General features: G+C 69.2%; 27 protein-coding genes and 1 tRNA gene. 19 read left to right on the top strand and 9 right to left on the bottom strand.

Annotated elements, in window-relative coordinates:
- The first annotated feature begins 78 nt into the window (after positions 1 to 78).
- Positions 79 to 155, top strand: a tRNA-Thr gene (locus tag VM95_RS25760).
- Positions 156 to 241: 86 nt separating this feature from the next.
- Here VM95_RS25760 and VM95_RS25755 read toward each other — a convergent pair.
- The 3 genes from VM95_RS25755 to VM95_RS25745 all read right to left on the bottom strand — a co-directional run bounded on the left by VM95_RS25755 (position 242) and on the right by VM95_RS25745 (position 2,960).
- Positions 242 to 1,360, bottom strand: coding sequence for a tyrosine-type recombinase/integrase (locus VM95_RS25755; protein WP_052707571.1), 1,119 nt, complete (start codon positions 1,358 to 1,360; stop codon positions 242 to 244).
- Between the two features lie 320 nt (positions 1,361 to 1,680).
- A complete protein-coding gene (locus VM95_RS25750; protein WP_045700759.1) occupies positions 1,681 to 2,202 on the bottom strand; it encodes a site-specific integrase in 522 nt (173 codons plus the stop codon).
- 140 nt (positions 2,203 to 2,342) lie between these two features.
- On the bottom strand, positions 2,343 to 2,960 hold the full coding sequence (locus VM95_RS25745) for a helix-turn-helix domain-containing protein (protein WP_045700756.1): 618 nt from the start codon (positions 2,958 to 2,960) through the stop codon (positions 2,343 to 2,345).
- Between the two features lie 279 nt (positions 2,961 to 3,239).
- Between VM95_RS25745 and VM95_RS25740 the strand changes: the two genes are divergently transcribed.
- The 3 genes from VM95_RS25740 to VM95_RS25730 all read left to right on the top strand — a co-directional run bounded on the left by VM95_RS25740 (position 3,240) and on the right by VM95_RS25730 (position 4,003).
- Positions 3,240 to 3,410, top strand: coding sequence for a helix-turn-helix transcriptional regulator (locus VM95_RS25740; RefSeq protein WP_244178943.1), 171 nt, complete (start codon positions 3,240 to 3,242; stop codon positions 3,408 to 3,410).
- Positions 3,407 to 3,637 carry a hypothetical protein gene (locus VM95_RS25735; protein ID WP_045700754.1) on the top strand — a complete coding sequence of 77 codons (231 nt, stop codon included), beginning with the start codon at positions 3,407 to 3,409 and terminating at the stop codon, positions 3,635 to 3,637. Before VM95_RS25740 ends, VM95_RS25735 begins: the two co-directional genes overlap by 4 nt.
- A 144-nt stretch (positions 3,638 to 3,781) precedes the next feature.
- Positions 3,782 to 4,003: a hypothetical protein gene (locus tag VM95_RS25730; protein WP_045700752.1), complete on the top strand. Its 222-nt coding sequence runs from the start codon at positions 3,782 to 3,784 to the stop codon at positions 4,001 to 4,003.
- Positions 4,004 to 4,060: 57 nt separating this feature from the next.
- Here the strand turns inward: VM95_RS25730 and VM95_RS25725 are convergent, their stop codons facing one another.
- The 4 genes from VM95_RS25725 to VM95_RS25710 form a co-directional block, all read right to left on the bottom strand.
- Entirely contained in the window at positions 4,061 to 4,321 is a 261-nt protein-coding gene (locus tag VM95_RS25725) for a hypothetical protein (protein WP_045700751.1), read from the bottom strand.
- A gap of 82 nt (positions 4,322 to 4,403) precedes the next feature.
- Positions 4,404 to 4,937: a hypothetical protein gene (locus VM95_RS25720; protein ID WP_244178942.1), complete on the bottom strand. Its 534-nt coding sequence runs from the start codon at positions 4,935 to 4,937 to the stop codon at positions 4,404 to 4,406.
- A gap of 195 nt (positions 4,938 to 5,132) precedes the next feature.
- Positions 5,133 to 6,167 (bottom strand): C40 family peptidase, encoded by a 1,035-nt coding sequence (locus tag VM95_RS25715; RefSeq protein ID WP_045700746.1) that lies wholly within the window; start codon positions 6,165 to 6,167, stop codon positions 5,133 to 5,135.
- A 650-nt stretch (positions 6,168 to 6,817) separates the two neighbouring features.
- Positions 6,818 to 7,261: a helix-turn-helix domain-containing protein gene (locus VM95_RS25710; protein WP_045700744.1), complete on the bottom strand. Its 444-nt coding sequence runs from the start codon at positions 7,259 to 7,261 to the stop codon at positions 6,818 to 6,820.
- A 308-nt stretch (positions 7,262 to 7,569) separates the two neighbouring features.
- On the opposite strand from VM95_RS25710, the gene VM95_RS25705 reads away from it, so the two are divergent.
- Genes VM95_RS25705 through VM95_RS25660 form a run of 10 tightly spaced genes read left to right on the top strand, consistent with a single transcriptional unit; the run spans position 7,570 to position 18,187 of the window.
- A complete protein-coding gene (locus VM95_RS25705; RefSeq protein ID WP_045700742.1) occupies positions 7,570 to 7,887 on the top strand; it encodes a hypothetical protein in 318 nt (105 codons plus the stop codon).
- Between the two features lie 8 nt (positions 7,888 to 7,895).
- Positions 7,896 to 8,645 carry a DUF8175 domain-containg protein gene (locus tag VM95_RS25700; RefSeq protein WP_045700740.1) on the top strand — a complete coding sequence of 250 codons (750 nt, stop codon included), beginning with the start codon at positions 7,896 to 7,898 and terminating at the stop codon, positions 8,643 to 8,645.
- Between the two features lie 34 nt (positions 8,646 to 8,679).
- Positions 8,680 to 10,428 (top strand): hypothetical protein, encoded by a 1,749-nt coding sequence (locus tag VM95_RS25695; RefSeq protein WP_045700738.1) that lies wholly within the window; start codon positions 8,680 to 8,682, stop codon positions 10,426 to 10,428.
- Positions 10,425 to 11,963 (top strand): SCO6880 family protein, encoded by a 1,539-nt coding sequence (locus VM95_RS25690; protein WP_045700736.1) that lies wholly within the window; start codon positions 10,425 to 10,427, stop codon positions 11,961 to 11,963. Before VM95_RS25695 ends, VM95_RS25690 begins: the two co-directional genes overlap by 4 nt.
- Positions 11,963 to 13,456, top strand: coding sequence for a VirB4 family type IV secretion system protein (locus tag VM95_RS25685; protein WP_045700734.1), 1,494 nt, complete (start codon positions 11,963 to 11,965; stop codon positions 13,454 to 13,456). Before VM95_RS25690 ends, VM95_RS25685 begins: the two co-directional genes overlap by 1 nt.
- A gap of 1 nt (position 13,457) precedes the next feature.
- Positions 13,458 to 15,269 (top strand): type IV secretory system conjugative DNA transfer family protein, encoded by a 1,812-nt coding sequence (locus VM95_RS25680; RefSeq protein ID WP_045700731.1) that lies wholly within the window; start codon positions 13,458 to 13,460, stop codon positions 15,267 to 15,269.
- Positions 15,266 to 16,051, top strand: a complete 786-nt coding sequence (locus VM95_RS25675; protein WP_045700729.1) for a DnaB-like helicase N-terminal domain-containing protein — start codon at positions 15,266 to 15,268, stop codon at positions 16,049 to 16,051. The genes VM95_RS25680 and VM95_RS25675 overlap by 4 nt, the downstream gene beginning before the upstream one ends.
- Positions 16,048 to 16,881 carry a hypothetical protein gene (locus VM95_RS39100; protein ID WP_052707570.1) on the top strand — a complete coding sequence of 278 codons (834 nt, stop codon included), beginning with the start codon at positions 16,048 to 16,050 and terminating at the stop codon, positions 16,879 to 16,881. Before VM95_RS25675 ends, VM95_RS39100 begins: the two co-directional genes overlap by 4 nt.
- Positions 16,878 to 17,924: a DnaB-like helicase N-terminal domain-containing protein gene (locus tag VM95_RS25665; protein ID WP_045700727.1), complete on the top strand. Its 1,047-nt coding sequence runs from the start codon at positions 16,878 to 16,880 to the stop codon at positions 17,922 to 17,924. Before VM95_RS39100 ends, VM95_RS25665 begins: the two co-directional genes overlap by 4 nt.
- Before the next feature lie 11 nt (positions 17,925 to 17,935).
- Positions 17,936 to 18,187, top strand: coding sequence for a hypothetical protein (locus VM95_RS25660; protein ID WP_167352959.1), 252 nt, complete (start codon positions 17,936 to 17,938; stop codon positions 18,185 to 18,187).
- A gap of 147 nt (positions 18,188 to 18,334) precedes the next feature.
- Here the strand turns inward: VM95_RS25660 and VM95_RS25655 are convergent, their stop codons facing one another.
- Positions 18,335 to 18,565 carry a DUF397 domain-containing protein gene (locus VM95_RS25655; protein WP_045700723.1) on the bottom strand — a complete coding sequence of 77 codons (231 nt, stop codon included), beginning with the start codon at positions 18,563 to 18,565 and terminating at the stop codon, positions 18,335 to 18,337.
- On the bottom strand, positions 18,562 to 19,422 hold the full coding sequence (locus tag VM95_RS40660; RefSeq protein ID WP_045700721.1) for a helix-turn-helix domain-containing protein: 861 nt from the start codon (positions 19,420 to 19,422) through the stop codon (positions 18,562 to 18,564). The genes VM95_RS25655 and VM95_RS40660 overlap by 4 nt, the downstream gene beginning before the upstream one ends.
- Before the next feature lie 220 nt (positions 19,423 to 19,642).
- On the opposite strand from VM95_RS40660, the gene VM95_RS42770 reads away from it, so the two are divergent.
- From VM95_RS42770 to VM95_RS25625, 5 genes are all read left to right on the top strand, one after another.
- Positions 19,643 to 20,098: an ATP-binding protein gene (locus tag VM95_RS42770; protein WP_052707569.1), complete on the top strand. Its 456-nt coding sequence runs from the start codon at positions 19,643 to 19,645 to the stop codon at positions 20,096 to 20,098.
- A gap of 183 nt (positions 20,099 to 20,281) precedes the next feature.
- Positions 20,282 to 20,716, top strand: coding sequence for an NUDIX hydrolase (locus tag VM95_RS25640; protein WP_045700718.1), 435 nt, complete (start codon positions 20,282 to 20,284; stop codon positions 20,714 to 20,716).
- Between the two features lie 32 nt (positions 20,717 to 20,748).
- Positions 20,749 to 22,635 (top strand): radical SAM/SPASM domain-containing protein, encoded by a 1,887-nt coding sequence (locus VM95_RS25635; protein ID WP_063773566.1) that lies wholly within the window; start codon positions 20,749 to 20,751, stop codon positions 22,633 to 22,635.
- Positions 22,632 to 23,264: a hypothetical protein gene (locus tag VM95_RS25630; protein WP_157882207.1), complete on the top strand. Its 633-nt coding sequence runs from the start codon at positions 22,632 to 22,634 to the stop codon at positions 23,262 to 23,264. The genes VM95_RS25635 and VM95_RS25630 overlap by 4 nt, the downstream gene beginning before the upstream one ends.
- Positions 23,261 to 23,995: a hypothetical protein gene (locus tag VM95_RS25625; protein ID WP_244178941.1), complete on the top strand. Its 735-nt coding sequence runs from the start codon at positions 23,261 to 23,263 to the stop codon at positions 23,993 to 23,995. Before VM95_RS25630 ends, VM95_RS25625 begins: the two co-directional genes overlap by 4 nt.

The raw sequence follows: 23,995 nt of genomic DNA, 5'->3' as shown, positions 1-23,995 counted from the left end.
GGATATCCCCCCACCCCGACACCCCGGCCCGGTAGACTGCCCCCGGTGCCGCCGTGATCCATCGCGGACGGCCACCGTGCCTCCTTAGCTCAGCTGGCCAGAGCACCGCTCTTGTAAAGCGGGGGTCGTCGGTTCGAACCCGACAGGGGGCTCCACAACTCGCATACATGGCAGGGAAGTTGAGGGCCGACCCCGGAAGGGTGTCGGCCCTCAACGGTTCCCGGCACACATTCAGCACACATCAGGCTGCGGCGGCCAGATCACCGGCCTCCAGGGCCGCCAGCTGCTCGGCCAGCTCCCGGGCCTTGCGCGCCGCCTTCTCGGCCTTCTTTCTGGCCTTCTCCAGCGCCTTGGTGCGCTGGGCGTCGAGCCGGTCGGAGACCTCGTCCAAGCGGTCTGGCCAGAGGTGACCGTACGTGTCCAAGGTCAGCGTCGCGGTCTTGTGTCCGAGCATCGTCTGGACCACCTTGACGTCGGCTCCACTGGCAATCGCCAGCGAGGCCGCAGTGTGCCGGAGTTTGTGCAGGGTAATTCCCAGCTCGCCAAGTCCAGCCGTTATGAGCGCGCCCTTAAAGTGCCTCCGCATGAAGTTTCGGATCATCAGGACGCCACCGCGCGGTGCGACGAAGAGGTATTCCTCCGGCTTTCTCCCGGCAATAAGCTTGGCCAGCTCGGAAATGAGAAACGCCGGGATTGGAACGGACCTTCGTTCGTGGTTCTTGGGGCTGTCCTCCAGGTACAGCTTCCCCTTATCCGATCCCCATGTTTGCGCAATCCTGACGCGCCTGGATTTCAGGTCGACATGCTTGATCTGAACCGCCGTCGCCTCACCCCAGCGAACTCCGGTGTAGGCCAAGAAGAGAATCAGGGCCCGGTATTCTCCGCAGGCTTCTGCAAGGGCTTCCACTTGCACGTCTGTTAGGTAGACGTGTTCGGCGGGCGTGTATCGGGGGAGCGGCACCCCGATGGCGGGGTTGTGCGCGATCTTCTTCGTCCGGACCGCATAGCCGAGGACGCCCTTGAGGACGACCCAGATTTTCCGGATGGTCGCCGCGCTCAGCGGGGAGCCGGAGGCGACCGAGTCCGACATGATGGTGCCCAGCCAGGTCACGATGTCTTCGTGCTGTACATCGGCGACTGCGGTGGTGCCCCAGCGGGGAATCACGTGGAGGTCGAGGACGCCCCGGTAGCGGCTGCGGGTCGACCGGCGGACGTCGACCTTGGAGGCGAACCAGCTCTCCGCGATCTCGGCCACCTTGGTGCGGCCGGCCTTCGGGTCCCGGTACGTTCCGAGGCCGAGGGTGCTCTCGATTTCGGTTCGCTTGGATTCGGCGTCGATCTTCCTGAGGAAGGTCAACATCCGAGGCTTCCCGCTCGGGTCGTACCAGCGAACTCGGAATCGCCCGGGAGGCTTACGCCCAGTCGGCTTTGCCTTCGCGACAGCCTCTTTGTAAGCGGCGTGGTTAATGCGGTCTTCTATCCATACGCGGGACATGAATCACCTGGATCTGCTTTGCAACGTTCATGGTCATATCCATTCCTTCTTTCTGCCCGTTTGGATACGCGACTTCTGCCGCATTTCGGGTGGCATGGTTTATCGATGGTCTGCACACTGCGCAGGAGGGGACGCCGGCGCGGTGTGACAGGGGGAGGGCCAGAGGTCGGGTGCTGTGCCGGAGATCAGGCCGGCCGAGGGAGCGGCCGGATGCCGAGCGCTGGGTTGCTGGGCACGTGGCCGTGGCGGACGGCGTGTTCAAGGGCCCGCTTGAGCGCGGCGAGGACGCTGTTGATCGTGGCGGCGCTGAGTTGGTCCTCTGCGCGCAGGGCCGACATCAGGCGCTCGACGTCCGCCCGCGTGATCGTGATGGCGAGCCTGCGTCCAAGGCGCGGCAGCACGTGCCTGTCGAGCGGTCGGCGGTTCGGGAACTTCGGCGCCCCAGGTCGGGAAGACCGCACGGGGAGGGAGGACCAGCGGTCGACGAGATCGCCAAGCGTCAGTGGAGCCCGGCCGCGGGCGATGTCGACGCGCACGGCTGCCGCGAGGTGTGCGGTCGGCAAGCTCAGGCTGTGGAACGTGCCCGCCTCGTCGCGCCAGCGCACGCGGTAGCGGGCGGGAGGGGTGCGGCCGGCCGTACGAGCGCGTGCGGCGGCCAGCAGGTAGTCCGCGTGCCTACCGCGGTCCTCGATCCGAGCGTGGAGCATGGTGTGCTGCCAATCGTTGATGAGTGCATGCCATAAGACTTCCTCTTCTCTGCCCGTACGGGTGCGGGACCGGTCGGTCGCGCAATCGGGTTCGCTGAACTGGCGCTGCGGCCGTGCCGAACGCCTGGTGATGCAGGGCCCTACTTCGAGCCGGAGTCGTCCGGGTTGAGCAGGGCAGCGAGTTCCTCCGGGCTTGCGCCCGACCGAACCGCAGCGTTGATCTTCGCCATGGTCGCCGCCATCTCCGAGTTGAAGGCTGCGGTCATCGCGGCGGCCCGGTCCTGGAGAACCGAGCTGGTGAAGTCGGCGAGGGCCTGTTGGCTGTCGCCAGCCGGCCTCCGTTGGATGGCTGTCGAGTAGAACTGCCTGGAGTCGCTTTGGGGCAGCGCCTTCTGTCCGCAGAACCACTCCATCAGCAACTCGCCATCGCTGACTGCCACTTCTGGAGTCAGCAGAACCGTCGTGCCGGGTTCGGCCTCTTCCGGAAGGCCCAGCAGATGCATCGGCGAGATGTCCAACGCCACTGCGAGGGCCACGACTTCGTCGATCGACAGCTCGCGCCGCCGAACGCCGTTCGCGTCACGCCGACCCGTCTCGATGTTGGCCAGGACGGGGGCCGTCAACTTCGTCGCGCCAGCATCGTGGCAGGCGGCTGCTAGTTGCTTCATGGTCCATCCGCGTCGATTCCGGGCCTCCTTCACCCGAAGCGCCACTGCGTCGCTCACCGACAGGGTCGGCGGGGCCGAGTCGCTCGACATCTGGCCTCCTTGCTTGTCGTATCGGCGACTCTACTCATCACCTCTCGATTGCGCAATCGACAACTTCGCAACGCCCTGCGGCTGTCGATTCGACAATCACCCCTCGGCAAGCGCAGGGCTCCTGGGTTTGATTGTCGAAACGACAACTTTGAATGTCGTATTGACAACTAGGCAGGCACTGCCTGATGCTCATCTCGGTTGTCCAAACGACAAGCAGAGTTGTCGAAATGACACATGGACGAGATGTGAGTGCTCATGAGTACGGACAGGTTGTGGACCTTGAAGGAGCTCGCGGAGTTCCTGGGCGTGCCGACGCAGACGATCTACCAGATGAACTGGAAGGGCACCGGGCCGCGGAGCTACAAGGTCGGGCGATGCAGGCGGTACGACCCGCACGACGTGCGGCAGTGGCTGGAAGGCCGCTCCTCCGACACGGGGAGCAAGCGATGAAGCGACAGCGCTGCACGACTCGCCGCCCGTGGTGGTCCGTGGACGACGCGGCGATCTACCTCGGCATCACGAGCACGGACCTGCGGGACCTGGCTGCTGTCGGCACCGGCCCCAGGTACACCGAGAGCACTGACGGCCTGCGGCGCTACCGGCCGTCCGACGTCAGGCTCTGGGCCTCGGCGGGCCTGGTGCGCGACAGCTGCGGATGGAACAGGGAAGTGCGATGACGCGACAGCGGCGGGTCAGTGTCCCCTCTCGCCGGCCGACCGGTCCGGAGGGATGCCCGCCCCCGCCTCATCCACCGTGACCAGATGTCGCTCCTCCCGACACCACGGAACCGAAACCGCCTCCACCGCCACAGGAGTTCACCAATGAACAACATCACCCACGACCGCTACGCCAAGCAGCCTCCCACCACCTGGATAGGCCGGCACTGGATGGCGACCACCAAGGACGGTTCCGGCCAGTACCTGCGCGGACTGATCATCGACGTGCGCCCGGGAGGCGTTCACGTCCAGTGGCCGCGTTCGGACGGCCGCTCCGAACGAGTCGAGTGGACCACCACCGACAAGGGAACGCTCGCCAGGGAATGAGCAGAGAGAAGGCCGGGGGCCTCACCGCGATCGGTGAGGCCCCCGGCCTTCTCTGCGCTAACGCGGACCGTTGGCGTAGGCATCGCCTGGGTAGAGCTCGGGCTCAGTCGGATCGATGCCCCACTGGGAGCACCGATCGACCGGCAGGATCATGAACGCGAGGCTCGGATCGCCGTGGAAGGCGAACCAACTGTGTCCCCACCGGACCGCGGCGCGTCGTGTCCGCTCTCGACGTACGATGCCGCGCTCAACGTCGTGCACCAGCCAGTCGCGGTGGCCGGCCGCCGCGCGGAGTAGCCGACGAAGCCGGATCAGCATGGGGTCCTCCCGGACGCGATCAGTTGCACGTCGGATCTTAGTTCCGCATCAAGCAACGATGCCCTGTGTGCTTTGGTGATGGTCAGGGCGCAGGGGCGAGCGAGGTCAACTGCACGCCGAGCTGGTGTTCTGGCTCGGCCTGCGGGACGCCATCAGCACCCAGGAACAGGTAGAAGTACTGCGTCGTCAACCGCCCCGACGTTGAGGTCCCGCCGGAGGTGGAGCCGCTCAGGGCCCCGGCAGCGTAGAAGTGCGGCAGCCACTTGGGGCCCACGATCGCTTCCACCCAGGCCCTCGCCTCCTGCGGGTCAACTGCCTGGCGAGTGCCGAGCTGCTTGTGCCGCGCGGCGACCGACAGTGTCAGCACAGCTCCCTCCCGTCCAGGGCGCTCCAGCAGTACGGCCTGGTCGATGATGTCCCCGACGATGCTGAGGACAGCATTCCGGTCGGTCACGGAGCGCACTGGTCCGAAACGGTGCGGCACCGTCCTTCCCTCTGCCCGCAACTGCTCCAGCACGGTTGTGGGCAGAACGGAGGCCAGGCCGCTATCGGCTGGCTCCGTAGAGAACAGGTCCTGGCGAAAGCGCCGCAGCTGTTCCTCCTGCTTTCGCAGCACAGTACGAATATCCACACACATGCCACCTACGGTACAAGCCGCCCTAAAACACATCGAACAACCCAAATGTCCCTCGACCGGTTTAGAGGGATCCGGAGCGTGCCTCCGGCCTGTGGGTCTTCTCCCGGGTCCTGCGCGCCGCGCAAGGCAGACGCACGACTGATGAGAAGGCGCGGAGCGCCAGGAGAAACCACATCAGGACGGCATGATTCGGCGGAAGGCAACCGCCTGCTTGTCCCAGTAGCCGCCGGTGAAGTTCGTGATCTGGATGTTCTTGCCCGTCCGCGGCGCGTCCAGGACGAGGTTCGACCCGAGGTACATCCCGACGTGACCGGGCGAGGTCGGCGTGCCGTCCGTCCCGGCGAGGAAGATCAGGTCGCCCGGCTTGAGCTGTGATGCGCCGTAGACCGGCGTGCCGTCGAAGACCTGCTCGAAGGTGGTCCTGTGGATGGTGATGCCGGCGGCCTCGTAGGCGCGCAGCATCAGGCCGGAGCAGTCGTAGCTCGGATCGCCGGTTCCGCCCCACTGATAGGGCATGCCCAGCTTCGAGATGCCGAACTTGATCGCGGTGACGACCTGGACGGGTGTTCCGGCGGGGAGGGAGAAGCCGGCCGGGAGACTGGTGGCCTCCGTCGTGGTCTGACCGTCGCCGTTGCCCTGGGAGCAGCCCGTGGCGTTCCCGCTGTAGGTGGCTACCAGCTGCCGGGCGGTGCCCTCCCACTTCGCATAGGCGTCGGGGAACGCGCTCGCTTGAACCCGCTGGGCGGCCACGGTGACCGGCAGGGTCTCCCAGCCCGGAACCTTCACCAGCGCGGCGTAGAACTTGGTCGAGGCGTAGACGGGGTCCAGGATCTGGGTAGGCGAGCCCCACCCCTGCGACGGGCGTTGCTGGAACAGCCCGAGCGAGTCCAGGTCACCGGAGTTGAGGTTCCGCAACGTCGACTCTTGCAGGGCGGTCGCGATTGCGACCACCGCTGCCTGCGGCTGGAGCTGGAGCTGGACTGAGACCTGGTAGATGATCTGGCCGTTGTTGATCTGCTCCGTGGTCAGTTGCTGTCCGTCCGCGGTGATCTGCCCGGGTGCCACCGGTTTGAAGCAGCCCAACCCGCTGTTCGCGGCGGCGGCGGTCGGGGTGGCGGCGGCGGCTCCTCCGCCGGCGAGCGCGATGCCAAGGACCACTCCGAAGGGCGCCAGGACGCCTGCCAGAGCCAGATGGGCTGCCTTCTTCACGTGCCACCTCTGCGGCCGTGCGCTGCTCCGCAGCGTCGGCCGATTCACATCAGCTAATCGGATTTGCTCGAACCATAGGCTGATGCAATGCAGCTAGGTCAACCAAAGTGAACGTGATCAATGCCACGTCTTAGCCAAAGTGAATATTTCACGGTGCACCTCGCCCTTGAGGGCTGGCGGGAGGGGTGGGGCTCGGGCTGCCGTGAGGGTGGCTGTGGTGCGTGCTGGAAGCGACTCAGGCGCCGGGGCGGCCGAAGAGGTGCTGGAGGGCGGCGGGCCTCAGATCCGGGAAGGCCAGGCGAAGGGCTGCCTCGGCGCACTCCTCTGCCCCGGCTGCGTGGAGCCGGATGTCCGCCATCGCGAGCGGGCGCAGCCTCGGCGGCGCTCCGGCTGATGTCGGCGGAGCGGCTGCCGCCGGCGACGGCCGGGACGGCCGCGACGCGGCGCCATGGTCCTGCTGTCGATTGCCGCAGAGCTGCGACGCGCACATGAAGATGCCTCCCTCCTCGGGAGGCAGTCCTTGGAGCGGGCGACGGCAGTCGGCCGGTCACTCCTCCCGGCTCGCAGAACTGTATGCGACTGGACACCGGGAGTGTGCTCGCTGTGTGAAGTTGTGATGATCAGGTGATCGGGGTCGCGTGTGGGGCTCGTCACTCGGGCGCGGCGCCAGAGTCGGGCAAACCCTCCATTGTCCGGGCGGATTGGATCATGGTGGCGATGGCCGCCATGCTGCGCTCCGAGAGGCCGTCCATGTCGAGCACCATCTGCCGGATCGACGGGCTGCGCAGCGCGCTCGCGAGACGAAGCTGTTCGTCGGTCCGCTTCGCCGTCTCCTCCTCGTAGAAGTAGAGCGGTGAGACGCCGAAGAAGTCGGCAATTGCCGTGAGGCGGCTGTGTGTTGGGTCGGTCCGCTTGCCCTTGCGCAGCTGCCACAGATAGGTCGCTCCGAGGACCTGGTGGCCCGCCGTCTCGTTGATCGCTTGGGCGACTTCGGGGTTGGTGTAGGGGCCTCGGTCGGCGGGGTGGACCGTCGCGAACAAGTGCTCCAGGCGGCTCGCAATCGAGCCGGCCCCGGCGGATTCTTCGACTGCCATGACGCGCGTAGCACTCCTTGCTGCTGACTGGTCTCATCGTTGCGCACAGTGACGCCGATTAGCCACCGTAAACAGAGAGTGGTCGGGTGAGGCTAGTCACATTCACTTTGGTTGACGCGCCGGGCTTGCGGGCGTTTATCGTTTGCTCACGGCCGAAATTAGCCAGAGTGAATAGCACTGACCTCACGTGCTGAACCCAGGTGAAGGCCGCTTCATCCGCCTCCCCATGCCCGACAGCAGGGGCGGCCCCTTCTGGCCAGGACAGATCCTGCGGGATCGCTGGCACATCTGCCTTCCGGGAGCCCGGTATGTCCCTCACCCTGCAAGCCGTTCACCACCTTGCAGACGTCCACTACCTCGCGGATATCCAGAATCCCGCGCCGGCCGACCCGACCAACGGCAGCAAGGGCGCGAACCTGTTGCTCAGCTACGCGAAGTGGGGCGCGCTGATCGCGTGCGCCGTCGCCGCCGTGGTCTCCGGGGGCCTGATGGGCATAGGTCACCTCTCCAACCGGCCCGATTCCGCAGAGAAGGGGAAGCGCTCCCTGGTCTGGTCCCTGGGCGGAGTCATCGTGACCGCTTGCGCGATCCCGGTGGTTAACACCGTGTTCGGCGCTGCGGCCTAGGACGCACCATGAACCAGTTCCTCGACCACCGCCCCCGCCGCCGGATTCTGCCGCTGCTCCTCCTCGGTGTCGCTGGCCTGCTCGCCTGCGTTGCCATCGGGGTCGCCATCGAGTCCGGCAGTGAGCCCCGAGGGCCCAAGGTGTTCACGCCGCCGGCCGCCATCCCCGGACCTGGTTCGGTCACCGGCGTGGACTCCACGGGGTCGCCCGCTCCCGGGCTGACCGGCCCGCTCCAGCTCGTGCGCGGAGAGCGCCTCGTCAACGGGGTGCAGTTGGGCTTCCCTCATTCCACGGTAGGTGCTGTTTCGGCGGCGGTCGAGTACTGGCGTCAGCTCGGCTCCACCCTTGAACCCGACCGCGCCGCAGCCGTCGCCCGCCTCGTCGCCGTCGATTCCTGGTCCTCCGCCGCGGACGACCTCGCCAAGGGCCCGGTCGCCACCCGCAAGGGGCTCGGTCTGCCGCAGAGCGGCCAGTTGCAGCCCGGAGTCTCCGTCGTCCTGTCGCCCATCGAGTACCAGGTGCGTTCGGTCGGCCCCGACAACGTCCAGGTCCTGCTGCTGTCCACCTACACCACCAGCGTGCCCGGCACCGGGATGCACACGCGCATGGGCGTCTACCCGCTCGACCTCACCTGGTCGGCGAACGACTGGCGCATACCCGCCCCCTCGGGCAACTCCACCACCGACTACACCAGCCTCGTCGCCGAGCCGGGCAGCCCCCAAGCCTCGGCGAAGGGCTGGCAGGAATTGAAGCGATAACCATGGTCACCAGCACCACCACCTGGGGGCTCGCATGGCCTGCGGCCTGACCAGTCCCCTCGACTGCATCCCTGGGCCTAGCGACACCATTCTCGGCGGGCTCGCTGGCGACGCCGCCGGCAAGGTGGCGAGCAGCGCATGGGATTCGATCTGCAAGTCCTTCGCTGACTCCGCGACCGATCTGCTCAAGACCTTCGCGACCGCCTTCGTCAAGATTCCGGGTCCAGACCTCGCCAGCAACGGAGTCAGGAGCGTCTACGCGATATCTCTCGGCGTCGCTGCCCTCGTCGCCTGCCTGCTGGTCGTCTTCCAGGTCATCCGTACGGTGGTCACCCATGACGGCCGCCCGCTGGCCACGGCCGCTGTGGGCGTCGGTAAGGCGGCGCTGGCGTTTCTTCTCACGCTGATCGTCGCTTCCACCGCGTTGGCGGCGAGCGACGAACTGACGAAGTACATCGTCGACAACTCACTCGGCGGAGAACAGGCCCTCACCGACAAGATCGGCAAGCTCGTCTCCTACACGCCGGGGACGGGGGCCTCGCTCCTGCTGATCATCTCCATCATCGGCATCCTGCTGACGCTCGTGCTCTGGTTCGAGATGCTGCTGCGCAACGCCGCGATCGTCGCGTTGATCGCCACCTCGCCGATCTCGGCGGTCGGCCAGGTGTCCGACTCCACCAAGAGCTGGTGGTCCAAGCTCGTCTCCTCCACCATCCAGCTGATCATCCTCAAGCCGGTCATCGCGCTGGTCTTCGCCTTGGGCTTCAACGTCGCGGGCGACTCGAAGGACCTCCAGACGACCCTGTCGGGGATGCTCCTCCTGCTGCTCGCCGCCCTGGCATGGCCGGCCATCGCACGCTTCTTCAGCTTCGCCTCGGTTCAGGTCGGCGGCGGTGCCGGACTCGCCGCTCTGCTCGGCTTCGCCGGTGGCCGACTGAGCAGTAGCAGTGCGGGCGGTCCGCCGACCGGCGCCTCCCCGGACTCCTTCGGGCAGGAGAGCGCCGGCCGCACGATGAACAGCTTCGCCAGCAAGGGCGGAGGTGCCGGTGCCGGTGGCGGCGCGGCAGGCGCAGGCGGTGCGGCCGGTGGTGCAGCAGGCGGCGCCGGAGGCGCTGCGGCCGGTGGAGCCGGTGCCGCAGCGGGCCCGGTCGGGATGATCGCCGTCGCGGCGGTCAAGGCGGCCCAGCAGGCGGTCAACTCCTTGGCCGGTGGCATGGAGCAGATGGCCGCCCACGCCGGGGTGCAGGGCGCGAACCCGTACGCGGCGCAGCCCGCCGGGTACGTCAACCGCCACGCCAGTACACCGTTGCCCACCGCGGGCGGTCTGCTGCCCGACCAGCCGGAGCCGGACTGGTCGGACCAGCAGGAGCCGCAGGTCGACGCGGCTGGGCCGACCAGCGCGCAACCCGATCACCAGCAGGCGCTCCACGACAGCACCCCGGACCTGCCGGTCGCCGGTGCTCCGCGCAGTGACCCGCCCACCATCGAGATGCCCCCGGTGCCCTCCGGCCCGAGTGCAGGCACGGACTCCCCTGCGGGGCCCGAGACCTCCGCGCAGGTCCCGGCCGCTCCGAGCCGCTCCGCCTCCAGCGCCGCACCGCTCCAGGCCAGCCAACCCGCAGCAAGCCCGGGGCCCAAGTCGGCTCAGGGGCCGACCGCGCCCGCACCGGCCCCGGCAGACCGACCCGGTACATCCCGCACCCAGGCCACTCCGGTCGAGCGCCCCGCCCCACCCGCCAAGACCACCCGTCCTGATCACTCCGAAGGAGGCGGCAAGCCATGAGCACCGAGACCGCTACCCGTACCTACTTCGGGTGGCAGCAGGAGAAGGTCAACTTCCTGTTCGGCCTCTCGGGACAACGGGCGGCGATGGTCGGCACCGGTGTCCTCGGACTGATCTGGCCCTTCGCAATCTCCTACATCCGGGCCGGACTTGTGACATGGCCCGTGTCGTTTGTCCTCTTCCTACTCGCGTTCGTCCGGATCGCCGGCCGTACGGTCGATGAATGGGCGGTCGCCTTCATGTCCTTCGAAATCCTCCGCTTCCGCGGGCAGAATCGTTTCCTCTCCGGCGCCTTCGCACCCCGCGTATCCGAGACGGACGAACCTCGGCTGGACCTGCCCGGCATCCTCGCCCCGTTGGCGATCCTCGAAGCAGACGGGGGCAGCGGCGCCCCGATCGCGGTGATCCACCACCGTCTCGATCGCACCTACACGGCGGTCGCCCGGGTGCGCGTTCCCGGCATCGGCCTTGCCGATTCCAGCAGGCGTGACCAGCGGGTGGCCAACTGGGGCTCGCTGCTCCAGTCCCAGTGCACCGAGGGCAACGCGATCATCCGGATTCAGGCGCTCCAGCGGATCGTCCCGGAGTCCGGCGCCGCGCTCCAGCGCTGGCACGCCGACCACGTCGCCGCCGAGGCGCCCGCCGTCGCGGTCGACGTCACCAAGTCGCTGCTCTCCACCGCCACGCTGGCGACCAGCCAGCGGGAGGCGTACCTCGCGATCACGATGTCCGCCGCCCGTGCCGCCAGCCCCATCAAGGCGGCGGGCGGCGGCGACGCCGGAGCCGCCGCCGTCCTGGTCCGCAACCTTCGGGCCATGACGTCCTCGATCGCCTCCGCAGACCTCCAGGTCGAGAGCTGGCTCAACCCCCGCGAACTGGCCGAGGTCATGAGGACCGCCTTCGACCCGGACTCCGGCCGGATGCTCGCAGAGCGCCGTGCCGCAGCCACCTCCGCCGCCCTCCGAGGCGACCAGGCCCCCTTCGCGGCGGGAGTCAGCCCGACAGCGGCCGGCCCGTCCGCCGCCCACGCCTGGCGCGGCCGGTACGAGCACGACGGCGCCGTCTCGGTCACCTACGCCGTCCACAGCTGGCCGAAGAACAAGGTATACGCCACCGCCCTCGCCCCCCTGCTGGGCGAAGGAAAGTACCGAAGGACCCTGAACCTCCACTTCGAGCCCCGCAGCCCGCGCGCCGCCGAGCGCGAGATCATGCAGGAGCGCACCGCCCGCGAGGTCGCCGTCAACATGCGGCACAAGACCGGCCAGATCGTCCCGGAAGCGGAGAAGCAGGCACTGCGCCGCGCGGAGGCCCAGGACCAGGAGCGCGCCGCCGGCCACGGCATGGTCCGTTACACCGCCTACTGCACCGTTACCGTCACCGACCCCGCGGACCTTGAGGACGCCTGCAGCGAGCTCCTGGCCGACGCCAACAGCGGCAGCATCGAACTCCAGCGCATGTGGATGGCCCAGGACGTGGGCTTCGCGATCGGCGCGCTGCCGGTCGGCATGGGCCTGCCCAAGAAGAGGGCGGCCTGATGTTCCGTCGCCGATCCACCACCGACCTCCCCGTCCTCGACCTCACCGACGTGCTGGGCCGCCCGGTGCCGGTGCAGCCGAAGTCCGCGTCCCGGAAGGCGCCGAAGGTGCGCCGGGAACCGGTCGCGCCCCGGCGCGGCTACGCCCGCCCGTTCGCCGGGCGAGCACCGCGGATGCCCGAGGTCCCGGTCTACAGGGGTAGCACCGGGCAGGTCCAGGGGCTGTATCCCTGGCTGTACGGGGCCTCCATGCCTCCGGCCGGCGCCTACATCGGCGTCGACTGCCTCTCCGGCGGCGCCTTCTCCTGCCATCCGATCGAGTGGCTGCATCGCGGGTTGATCACAAATCCCAATTTGCTGATCACTGGAGTCCCCGGCACCGGCAAGAGCGCGACCATCAAGTCCTTGGTGACCCGCCTGGCCGCCTACGGCGTCCGGTCGTTCATCCTCGGGGACATCAAGAACGAGTACGCCTCCCTGGCGCGCGCGTTCGGCGTCGAGCCGGTCGAACTCGGCCCCGGGCTGCGGAACCGGCTCAACCCGCTGGACAGCGGACCGCTCGGCACCAACCTGCCGTCCGACCCGGAGGAGCTGCGCGAGCGCCTGGACGAAGTCCACCGTCGCCGGATCACGCTGCTCTCCTCCCTGCTGGTCATGCGCCTCGGCCGCAACCTCACACCGACCGAGGAAGCCGCGCTCTCCCTCGCCATCAAGCACGCCTCCGGCCAGGCCACCGGCGCCAGCCACCTGACCGACCCGACGATCCCTCAGGTTTGGGCCCTGCTGCGCGACCCGCTGCCCGAGATGGCCCAGGACCTGCGCGTCCGCGACACCGACGTCACCGAACTGCGGGAGATGATCCGCCCGGCCGCCGACGCCCTCGGCAACATGGTCAGAGGCTCCTTGTCGGGCCTGTTCGACGGACCCACCACGGTCCGGCCCGACTTCGGCGCGCCGATCCAGACCGTCGACCTGTCCCGGATCGACGGCCGCGGCGACGAGACCGTGGCCATGACCCTTGCCTGTGTCAGCAGTTGGGGCCAAGCCGCGATCGACGAACCCGGCGGACCCGTGCGCCTGATCGTGCGCGACGAGCTGTGGCGCGCGATGCGCGTGCCCGCCATGATCCGCAAGCTCGACTCCGACCTCCGGCTCTCCCGCGCCCAGGGCACCATCCAGGTCCTCAGCACGCACAGATTGAGCGACTTCGAGGCGGTCGGCGCCCAGGGCAGCGAAGAGGTCAGCATCGCCCGCAACCTCATCTCCAGCTGCGACGTACGGATCTGCCTGCGCCAGGACACCGCACCCCTGGCCATGACCCGCGACGTGATCGGCTTGACCGACACCGAGTGCGCGCACATCGCCTCTTGGAGCGGTGAACAGATCGGTCGCGCGATCTGGAAGATCGGCAGGAACTCCAGCCACGTTGTGCAAACGATCTTGAGTCCGGCCGAGCGGCAGCTGTACTACACCAACGAGCGGATGGCTGTGTGAGATGGCCTCCGCCTCCAACTCCACCGTCGCCCGGCGACCGGTGCTGGACGGCCCCGCGGACTACTTGATCGTCCTGCTGATCATCGTGGTGGTCACAGTCACCGTGGGAACGTGGGCCACCGGTCAGGTCGCCGGACTGATCACTCATGCCGCCTGGCCGGCGGTCCCCTTCGGCGACGCGTTCAGCGTCGCCAAGCAGCTGCCGCACCACCTGGACGACCCGAGAGCGGCCTGGCCCGGGCAGGTCCGTCGTGACCTGCCCGGCCCGGCCGGCTTCGCCGTCGCCGCCACGATCGTCGCCAGCACGATGGTCACCGCTGGCGCCTTCGCCCTGCGCCGTCTCCGGCGGAGCCGTTCTGTGCGCGGCTTCGCCTCCGTCTCCCAGCTGTCGAAGACCCTGTCCGCCGCCGCGGTGGTCAAGCGCGGGCCCATCGTCCGGCCCTCGCTCAACGGCCACCGGATCACCGCAGCCGACGTCGCAGTGCAGCTCGGCCGCACCCTGGCCGGCATGCTGCTCTGGGTCTGCATCGAGAACTCCGTGCTGATGCTGGCCGCCCCGCGCCAGGGCAAGACCAGCCAGGTGATCATCCCCTGGATTCGTGCGTGGCGCGGTCCCATGCTCATCACCAGCGTCCGATCCGACGTCCTCGACGCGACTGCGCTGATCCGACGCGGCCTCGGCCCGACCCTGGCGATGCTGCCGACCGGCATGGTCGAGTGGCCCGACCAGGTGCAGTGGTCGCCCACCAGCGGCTGCGAGGACTTCGGCAAGGCCATGCAGAGAGCCGACCTCATGGTCAAGATCGGCAAGAGCGAGACCACCGACTCCAGCGGCGCGGGCTTCTTCGGCGCCACCGCAACCTCCCTGCTCGCCGGTTGGCTGCACGCCGCAGCCATCACCGGCCGCAGCATGGAGGACGTCCTGCGCTGGGGCTTCAACGCCCACCTCGAAGAACCGATCAAGCTGCTCGCCGAGTCCCGCCGCGCGGAACCCGGAGTCGCCGAGATGCTCGACGGCCTCTACCGCAACCCCGGTGACACCCGGGCGAACCTCTTCGCCACCGTACAGACCGCGCTGACGCCCCTCTTCTCGCCGCTGGCCCGCGCCACCTTCGTGCCCAAGGCCGGCCAGGGCATCGACATCGAGGACTGGCTGCGCAGCAACGGCACCATCTACCTGCTGGTCGACAAGGAAGACGCGACCGCGCTCGCCCCCCTGATCTCCGCCTTCGTCTCCGAGGTCTTCGGCACCGCCAAGCGCCTCGCCGACCGCTCTCCCGGCGGCAGGCTCGACCCGCCGATGGGAGCGCTGCTGGACGAGGTCGCCAACGTCACGCCGCTGCCGAACCTGCCCGACCTGATGTCCTTCGCGGGCGGCTCAGGCATCTACGTCGTCGCCGTCCTCCAGAACATGGCCCAGGCCCGCAAGGTCTGGGGCCGCGAAGGGGCCGAGATGCTCTGGGGAAGCTCCACCGTCAAGATCGCTCTCGGCGGCCTCGGCGGCGACGAACTCGAAGAGTTCTCGAAGCTGGCCGGGATCTTCCGCGAGTCCCTGACGACCTACCAGAGCGGCGCGCAGGGCACCACGATGCAGACCACCCTCCAGGACCGCAAGACCGTCACGCCGGACGAGATCCGCACCCTCGACGAGGAGAAGCGCGAAGCCCTGGTCATCCACGCCACCACCCCCATCACCAAGGTCCGCATGCAGCGCCACTACGAAGGCCCCGACCGAAAGTTGTACCAAGAGAGCATCGAGTGGTCGCGACGCTACCGCGCCGGCGAACTCGACCCCGTTGAGGCCGCCGCGTGACCCCCCGACCCGCGTGGAGCGGGCACCACGCCGAACCGCGGACCGACGCCGACCGGCGCTGGCTCGCCCGCTTCGACCGACGCCACCACCACGGCCTGCTCCGCCGCTCCGAGCTTCCGGCCGAGTCCACCCTGCGGTGGAGCGGACCGGTGCGCGGAATCGACGGCGCCCTCTACCACCCCGGAGAAGACCACTCCGGCACACCGGTGATCACCGTATGGAGCCCCGGCTACCAGGAAACCGTCCCCGCGCACTGGCCGACCGACGACTGGGCCGACCACCGCGCGGACACCGCCGGCCGGTTCCTCCCGCTGAGCAGTTGGCGGCCTACCCGGGCAGACCACGAGGACCTGGTGCTGGCCTACCTCGTGCAGCGCCCCCGTGAACTCGCCGACCTTGGCGGCTGGGTACCCGTGGACACGTTCACCACCCATGTGCGCTACGGCATCTACGAGGCGATGCTCGCGCTGCACGCGGACAACGAGACGGTGACCCCCGCGACCATCGAAGACCACGTTCACCGCAGCACCGACGCGCTGTCCCCCCGACTGGCGCAGCTGGTCGCGGAGTCCATGGACACCGTCTCCTACCTGCGTCGGCTCATGCTCACCCCGAGCACGTCGATCGAGTCGCTCGACGCCGCCGTGTACCTCGTGATGACCGACTGGAGAGCGGCATCGGCCGCCAGCTCCGCGCACGCCGGGAAGCAGCCCACCGGGTACCCGGCCGCCAGCTCCGAACGCACCCGAATCCTGCCCGCCCAGCTCCAGGACCAGACATGACCGAGCCCGCGATCACGCCGATCGGCAGGGTCAAACACCGGCCGCGCACCCGCATCCGACGCCACCGAGGGCGCCGCGCCGACACGACGCCGACCACCGGCGCCCACCCGGCCGGCTCCGACGCGAAGCCCCGTACCCGGCTGGTCGAGTGGCACACCATGACCGGCCCCGAGCGCATCGCGGCCTGGGGCGACCTGTGCGACTGGGTTACCTGGCTCCACGACCGCTACGAGCTGGCCGTCGAGTCCAGGCTGCCACGCTGCTGGGCCGAGCACCCCGGTCTGATCGAAGAGCTGTGGGCGCTCAAGGTCTGGCGGGAGGAGATCTACGGCGCCGCCCCGGATCAGCAGGTCGGCCAGGCCGCTCGCTACTGGCACACCGAACTGCGCACGGTGGTCGCCAACGCGACCGCCGTCTACGCCACCGCATGCCGAACAGGCCACCGTGGCATGGAGTTCCCGGCCGCCGAGGACCGGCAGCTCCAGAAGCGCTGGACCGACGCCGACCCGTGGGCCGGCATCCCTAGCCGCCTGCTGGCCGCCCACGTCGACACCGCCGAAGCCGGCAGCCCGGACCGCCTTACCGCAGCCCAGATGGACGACGCCCGGGCCCGCGGCCTCGCCAAGCCGATCAGCCCGGGCATCCCCGAGTACGTGCGGTTCGCCGACGCCTGGTGGGCCGTCGACATCGACGGCGCCTGGCTGCGCATCGTCAACGAGGAACTGCTGGAACGACTCGAAGACGCCGCCGCCCGGATGGCCGCCGCGGACGACGCCGCCCGCCGCTACAGGGAAGCCACCACCGCTACGAAGTCGAGGACAACCCGATGACCCACCCCGACCTCGTACTCCGCGCTGAGCAAGCCGTGATCGGCGCAGCCCTGCGCGACCGCCAGCGGCTGGACGACATCGCCTACCTCACCCCCGACCGGATGGCCCACCCCACCCACCGCGCGCTGCTGGCTGCGCTGATCGATTCGCGCACCAACGCCCCGGCGGCGACGGCCGACCGACTGCCGGAGCTGATCGCCCAACGTACGGCCATCAGCGGTGTCAACGCCGACTACCTGCGGCGCCTCGCCGACGCCGCACCGCAGACCCGTAACATCGCCAGCTACGCCCGCATGGTCCAAGAAGCCGCCGTCCGCCGGGACCTCGCCCTTCACGTCGACCGACTCCGGCCGACCGCCCCGGGCTTGCGCGGTCCGGACCCGGTGCTCGATCGCCTCGCCCAGGCGATGCGGCGCACGGAGCAGACGGCCCCGGTGGCCAGGATCAACGAGCCGGCACCCGAACCGTACGAGCCCCGGGCGAGGACGTCCGGAGAGCAAGAAGTCCGGGTCGACGTACGCCTTGAGCGCCAGGACGCCGTGCTTGCAGAGCTTCTCCAGCACCCGGAGCAGGTCCGGGAGGTCAGCAGCTGGCTGTACCCCGAGGTGTTCGAGGAAGGCCCCCGGCGCGAGGTCTACGAGGCGATCGTGGTCGTGGCGGAGCGGGGCGAACCGGTCGACCAGCTGACCGTCGAGTGGGAGGTCTACCAGCAGGACACCCAGGCGTACGAGGTGACGGTGGAGGTGAGCGTCGAGCAGCATGAGGAGCGCCCCGACTACCTCGCCCGCCTCGCCGCCACCGCGGTCGTCGTCGGTGCCGCCATCGAGCTGTCGGGGGAGATGCTGGCGGAGGACATCCGGACGAAGCTCGCCACGGACTTCGCCACCGCCGACGTCACCGCCCGCACTCCCGGGGTAGAGCCCAAGGTGGACCTCGCCGTCAAGGCCGTCACCTCGATCGCCCAGGTAGAGCCGGCACCGCTTCTGCAACCGCCACCGGTCCAGCAGCAGGCGCCCAGCATCCAGCCGAACATCCGGGCGTGAGGGGGACCAAGGTGACCAACTCCGACGCGAGCATGATGGCCGACCTCAGCCACGCCGTCATGGACGCAGCCCTCGCGGACGGCGACGCCCGCTTCCTCAGCGAGACGATCAGAGACTTCGCCCGCTACCGGGAGTCCTGGTGGATCTTCGACCGGGCCGGCTGGTGGGAGGTCACCAGAGCGGACGTTGCCGCCGGGCTGGACCTCATGGAGGCGAACATGCGGCTCGCCGATCGAGCCGTTCGCCGTAGCAGCGGGGCATGACGGCGTTCGCCACCGTCGACGCCGAGAACCAACTCCTCGCCGGCCGCGGACTCACCCTGGTGTTATCGGAGGGCAGCACGACGAGAAGCGACGTCGACAGCCGAGAGCGGCCCGAAATTTTCGCATCCGGGCCGCCCTCAAAGATGGTCAGGCCCTGCGCAGTTTGCCACGCATGATGCCGTCGACGAAGGCGTCGTACTCGGCGTCGTCGAAGATGTGCGGCGGCTTGTGCTGGTTCTTGGAGTCGCGAATCGCCACGATGGCGCTGTCGAGGAAGGCGACCTCTACGCAGTTGGTTCCGCCGCTGCTGGCGGTCTGCCACTCGGCTCTGGCGAGTTGCTCTTCGAGCCAGGCAGGGTCGAGGTCGTTCTTGTTCATGGCGCGAGTTCCTTGGCGATCGTCTTGAGTAGGGAGAGGGATGCCTTCTGACCGAGGGCATCGGACTTCAGGTGGCTGCTGGTGGTGCGGTAGACCTCGACCGACTCCGGATCGGTGAGGTGGAGCCGCGCGCGGGTGGCCTCTATGGTGACCGTGTCGTTGCCGGTGGCGAACGACATCAGCATGAAAGGTCCGTCCATGCCTGCGTGCGCGCCTGCGCTCAGCGGCAGGACTTGGATGGTCGTGTTCGGGTCGCTCTTGAGAAGGTCGATGAGGTGCTCGACCTGGGCCTGGGCGACGGCGCGGCCGCCGACTTCCTGGCGGAGAAGCCCTTCGGGAATCACGGACCATATCCGCAGGGCTGGTTTGCGCTTGGCCATGGCCTGGCGGTGCTCCGTGCGCATGGCGAGGAAGCGCTCGATGTCGTCGGCGGTGGTCCAGGCCCGGCTGCCTTCGACGATCGCCCGCTCGTAGGACGGGATCTGGAGCAGGCCATGTAGGGCGCCGGAGTTCCAGTGGAACAGGTCGAGCGCTTCCTCGATCTCGGTCAAGTAGTCACTGAGGGGGTCCTCGACGACGCCCTGGTAGCGCTGGTGCCAGTCCGGCTCACCGGCGCGTCGGACCAGCTCACGCCACTGCTCGCGCCGGGCTTCGTCGTTGATCTGCAGGATCTCGAAGAAGTGGGGGAGTACCTGGAGCTTGACTCCTTGTGTCCCATTTTCGATCTTGCTGACGGTCGACAACGCCTTGTAGCCGAGGTGCTGGGCGGCCTCTTCCAGGCTCCATCCCAGCGCCTCGCGGGCACGTCGGATCTCTGTCCCCAGGCGCCTTCGGCGCGGGGTCGGCTCGACGGGCATCGCACCTCCTGACTCCGGAACCGCAGCTTTCTCAGGGAAAGCGTAGTCCCCGTGCCAGTAGGTGCATATGACAGATAGCCAGAAGGAAAGGTTTTCCTCTCCGGAGACCTTGCCCTTCCGCCACGGCCAGTCCATCATCGAAACCCGGCCGAGCGCAGAGTACCTCGATGAGTACGGAGCGCAACGGTCAGCCCTGTATCCGAAGCCATCCGGAGGGCCCATGTCTGTCGCGACTGTCGACCAGCTCGGGGAGCTGCGCCTGGTCCTTCCCGCACTGCGGCCCGAAGCGATGGGGCGCGTGCGCCAGATCGTGCGGGCCCAGCTGTGGATCTGGCGCAAGAGCGAGTTCGCAGACGTGGCGGAGCTGGGGGTGACTGAACTGCTGACCAACGTCCTCCTGCACACGGGAGGCGGGGGCGAGCTGGTGGTGCGGGAGACCGCGGACGGCATCCGCGTCGCTGTCACCGACTTCGACGGCCGGCTGCCGGTGGCCGGGGAGCCGGGGCGGGACGCGACCGGCGGGCGGGGGCTCCTCCTGCTCGCCCGGCTCGTGGGCGAGCTGGAGACCGAACTCCTGCCGCGCGGCAAGCAGATCCGGTTCAGCCTCCATTGCGCCGCCCGCGAGGGCGACGGCACCCCTGAGGACTCGCTGGCGATGGCCGTGGCATCCGGCTGATCATCCCATCGCACAACGATCCGAGCGCCCTTGGCATCGGTCGGGAGGATGTGAGGTGACGATCTATCAGGGGGCCTAGACTCGTGGGCTTTCCGGCCCGTCTCGTCGGCCGGGCCGAGGGGCTGGAGCCGTGCTCCCGCGAGCCCCCAGACGATCATTCCCGACCACGTGGAGGTTGTTCCGATGCCCGAGAAGATCATCAAGGAGAAGGTGCTCGTCTACATCGTGCGCGACGGGCGGCTGCTGGTGTTCCGGCACACCGACTACTCCTACGAGGAGGTCGGCATCCAGGTTCCCGCCGGCAGCATCCGCCCCGGGGAGACCCCGGAGGCCGCCGCCCTGCGCGAGGCCCGGGAGGAGACCGGCCTGAACGACTTCAAGATCGTGCGCAAGCTCGGCGAGACCGAGTACGACATCAGCCCGTACCGGCTGGAGATCCAGCACCGGCACGTCTTCCACCTGGAGCTCACCGAGCCCACCCCGGAGCGGTGGATGAGCCAGGAGGACCACGACGGCGAGCAGGAGCCCACTCGCTTCGAGTGCTTCTGGATTCCGCTGGAGGCCGCGCACGTCCTCCAGTCCGGCCAGGGCGCCCTGCTGGGACGCCTGTTCGACTAACACCCCGGTCACGGCAGCAAGGGAGGCAGCCGATGCACCGCACCACCGAACAGCACCACCCGATCGACCGGCTCTACCGGAGCCTTCAACCCGAAGACACCAGCACCGCGGTGTCGGTGATCGTCAAGCTGCGCGGGGAGACCTGCGACATCGACTGCCCCCACTGCTACGAGAAGCGCAAGGAGGTGCCCGGCGGAGCTCGGATCAGCGCCGACCAGATCGGCCAGCTGGCCCGGCTCTTCCGGGGCCGCCCCCTCGCCGTCGAGCTCCACGGCGGGGAGCCGCTGACCGCCGGCCGCGGGGCCGTCGCCGAGGTCCTGCGCGAACTCGCCGCCCAGCCGCAGGTCGTGCGGGTGTCGATGCAGACCAACGGCGTCCAGCTCGACGCGGCCTGGCTCGACCTGTTCGACGAACTCTGCCCGCAGTTGCAGATCGGTGTCTCCCTAGACGGCGACGCCCAGGGCAACGCCTGGCGCATCGGCTACGACGGTCAGCCCGTCTACCCGCGCGTCGCGGCGGCCCTGGAGCTGCTGGCCGAGCGGGGCCGCAAGGTCGGCGTCATCACCACCGTGACCCCGGCCGTGCTGGGCCGGGCCGAGCAGGTCCTCGACCACCTCGCCGCCTTCGCGGCGGTCAACGCGGTCAGCTTCGTGCCCTGCTTCGACACCGCCATCCGCCGCTCCACTACCGTGCTGGCCCGTCGCGTCCCGGCCAGCCGCCTGCTCCAGCAGGCCGCCCTCGCTGCGGAGGGCGGGCCGGCGTGGGCGATCCACCCGGACGAGTACGCCGAGTTCGTGCTGGCCGCCACCGCCCACTGGATCGGCGCCGGGCACTTCACCCGGATCAAGCTGGAGCCGGCCGTCTCCACGATCCGGCGCCTGCGCGGCTTAGGAAGCGGCTTCTGCCACTTCTCCGACCTCAAGTGCGACCACGTCTTCACCCTCTACCCCGACAACCGGTTCGGCTCCTGCGACGAACTCCCTTGGCCCCAGGGCCGCCTGGGCCAGCTCGACGAGATCACCGGCCAGGACGAGGTGGCCCGCCGCCAGCAGGGCAACCTGCTGCTGAACCAGGGCAAGGCACTGATGGCCAAGTGCGCGGGCTGCGACTACCGCAGCACCTGCGGCGGCGGCTGCATTGCCACCCGCTGGCGCCAGGACCCCGCCGTGGACGGCGACGCCTACTGCGACTACCGGATGCGCATGGTCGACGGCATCGCCGCCCTGCTGGCCCAGCCCGCCCACCCCGAGGGCGCCTGGTGCCAGACACTTCGCTGGCACCCCCGCAGCCCGAACAGCATGCGCGACGTGAACGCCTTCATCGCCCGCTGGGACGACCCCGCCGCCACCCGCGCCGAGGTGCGGCTGCACGCCAGCGAGCACGGCAACATCAACACCGTCGGCCTGCCCGGCGTCCACGAGGCCGACGACCTCGACCCCCACCACCCGAACTGGCGCGAGGCGATCGAACCGCGCGTCTGGCCGCTGGTCGGCGTCCTCACCACCGGCTGGGGCCTGATCACCTACGACAGCTGCCAGGGCCACCCGTACGGCGGCCTGGACCTGGACCCGGCCGAACTGCGGGTCGGCCTGCTTCCGCGCGACCGCGCCGAGTACGCCCGTACCGCAGCGGCCCTGTGCCGCGCGGCCACCGCCGTCGCCTCCGTGCTGCCCGGCGGCATCGAGGTCCGCGTCGCCCGCTCCGAGCTGACCTGCGAGACCTCCGGCACCACTGTCCCGGTCCTCGACCTCAGCCTCCACCCGCACCGCCGCCAGGACTGGGACGCCTACTTCGCCGACCTCGACGCCGCCGCCCGTGCCCTGGCCACGGTGCTGGCGGCCGAGCGCCCGGTGGGTACGGCGTGCGCCTGCCCGCCGCCGGCCCCGGCCGATGCCGCGTCCACGGCGGTGGCGGGATGAGGCCCCGCGACGAGGTGACCGTCCACCAGCTCCTGGGGCGGATCTCCTACTTCCACGTGCTGTTCATCGAGCCCGCCCTCGCCTCGGCCCCGGCCGCCGCAGGCGGCGAGCTGTGCTGCAACCACCGCACCCCGTCCGGGCCCGCGCGGCCGGACGCGGGCGGGCTGCTGGCCCACGGCGCGTGGGCGGTCCTCGACGAGGTCGCCGCCACCCTCGGCACGTGGGCCGGGCGGTGCCCGTCGCACGGGCCCGCGTGCTGTGCGACGTGCCGCGTCGCGGGCTCGGCCGCCGCCGTCGCCGACGCGTGGCTGGCCACCGAGCACCGCGCCTACCAGAGGCCCGAACCCCACGGCCCGATGCGGCAGGCGTGCCGGGAGGCCGCCGCCGCCCGGCTGACCCGCGTCTTCGTCCACCAACACCACGCCCCTTGCCCCGCGGCCCAGGTCGGAGAGACGGCCGGTGCCTGGCTGCTGCCCGGCACCGGCGAGCTGCCGCTGACCGGCGAACTCCTCGCCCTGTGGCGCGACCCGCTGTCCGGGGGCGGCAGCCCGGTCGTCAGCTGGCTCAACCACTGCACCGACCTCGACGACATCCGCCGCGTCCTCGACACCAGGAGGCCCACCCCGTGACGATCCACATCGCCGAGACCACCGGTGTCGGCAGCATCGAGAACTTCCTCGGCTCCAGCGAGCGGCTCCAGCTCGCCGCCCTGATGCACGACGTCCTGACCGCCGCCGACGCCGACCGCTTCGGCGACGAGCGCCGCACCTCCATCCACGAGATCCCCGGCCACAGCCACGAGCAGGCGATGGCCGTCTACGAGCCCGCCGGACGCGTCGAGATCCCCGGCATCCCCGCCGAGGCGGAGAAGATCCTCCAGAACGCCTTCGACCGCGCCCGCCCGGCCCTGGCCCGGATCATGCCCTCCATCACCGTGTGCCGTCCGTGGACGTACGTCGAGTACGGCGAAGGCCAGCACATCACCAGTCACCTCGACGGCATCGCTCCCGACCCGCTCGCCTGGCCACGCCAGATCGCCGGCATCAGCGTCGTCATCGCCCAGGCCGACGCCGGAGGCGATTTCTATGTCGAGACCGCCTCCAGCGACCGGCTCTGGTACCGCCAGGCCCCCGAACCCGAGGCGAACGGCTACGCCGAGGGCATGTGGCTGGCCCATGACGGCGCCGACCACTCCGCCGCCTGGTTCCAGCAGATGCCCCGCACTCGCTGGTCTGTCGATCCCGCGCCGGGCACCGCGCTGCTGTACGGCTCCCAGCTCGCCCACGGCACCCTGCCGGTCACCGCCGGGCGGTGCGCGAAGTTCATCAGCTGGCTCGCCGCCGAGGACCCGAGGAGCTGA

It is taken from the genome of Streptomyces rubellomurinus (assembly GCF_000961885.1).
Lineage (GTDB): Bacteria > Actinomycetota > Actinomycetes > Streptomycetales > Streptomycetaceae > Kitasatospora > Kitasatospora rubellomurina.
This window is presented reverse-complemented; position numbering and strand designations above follow the sequence as displayed.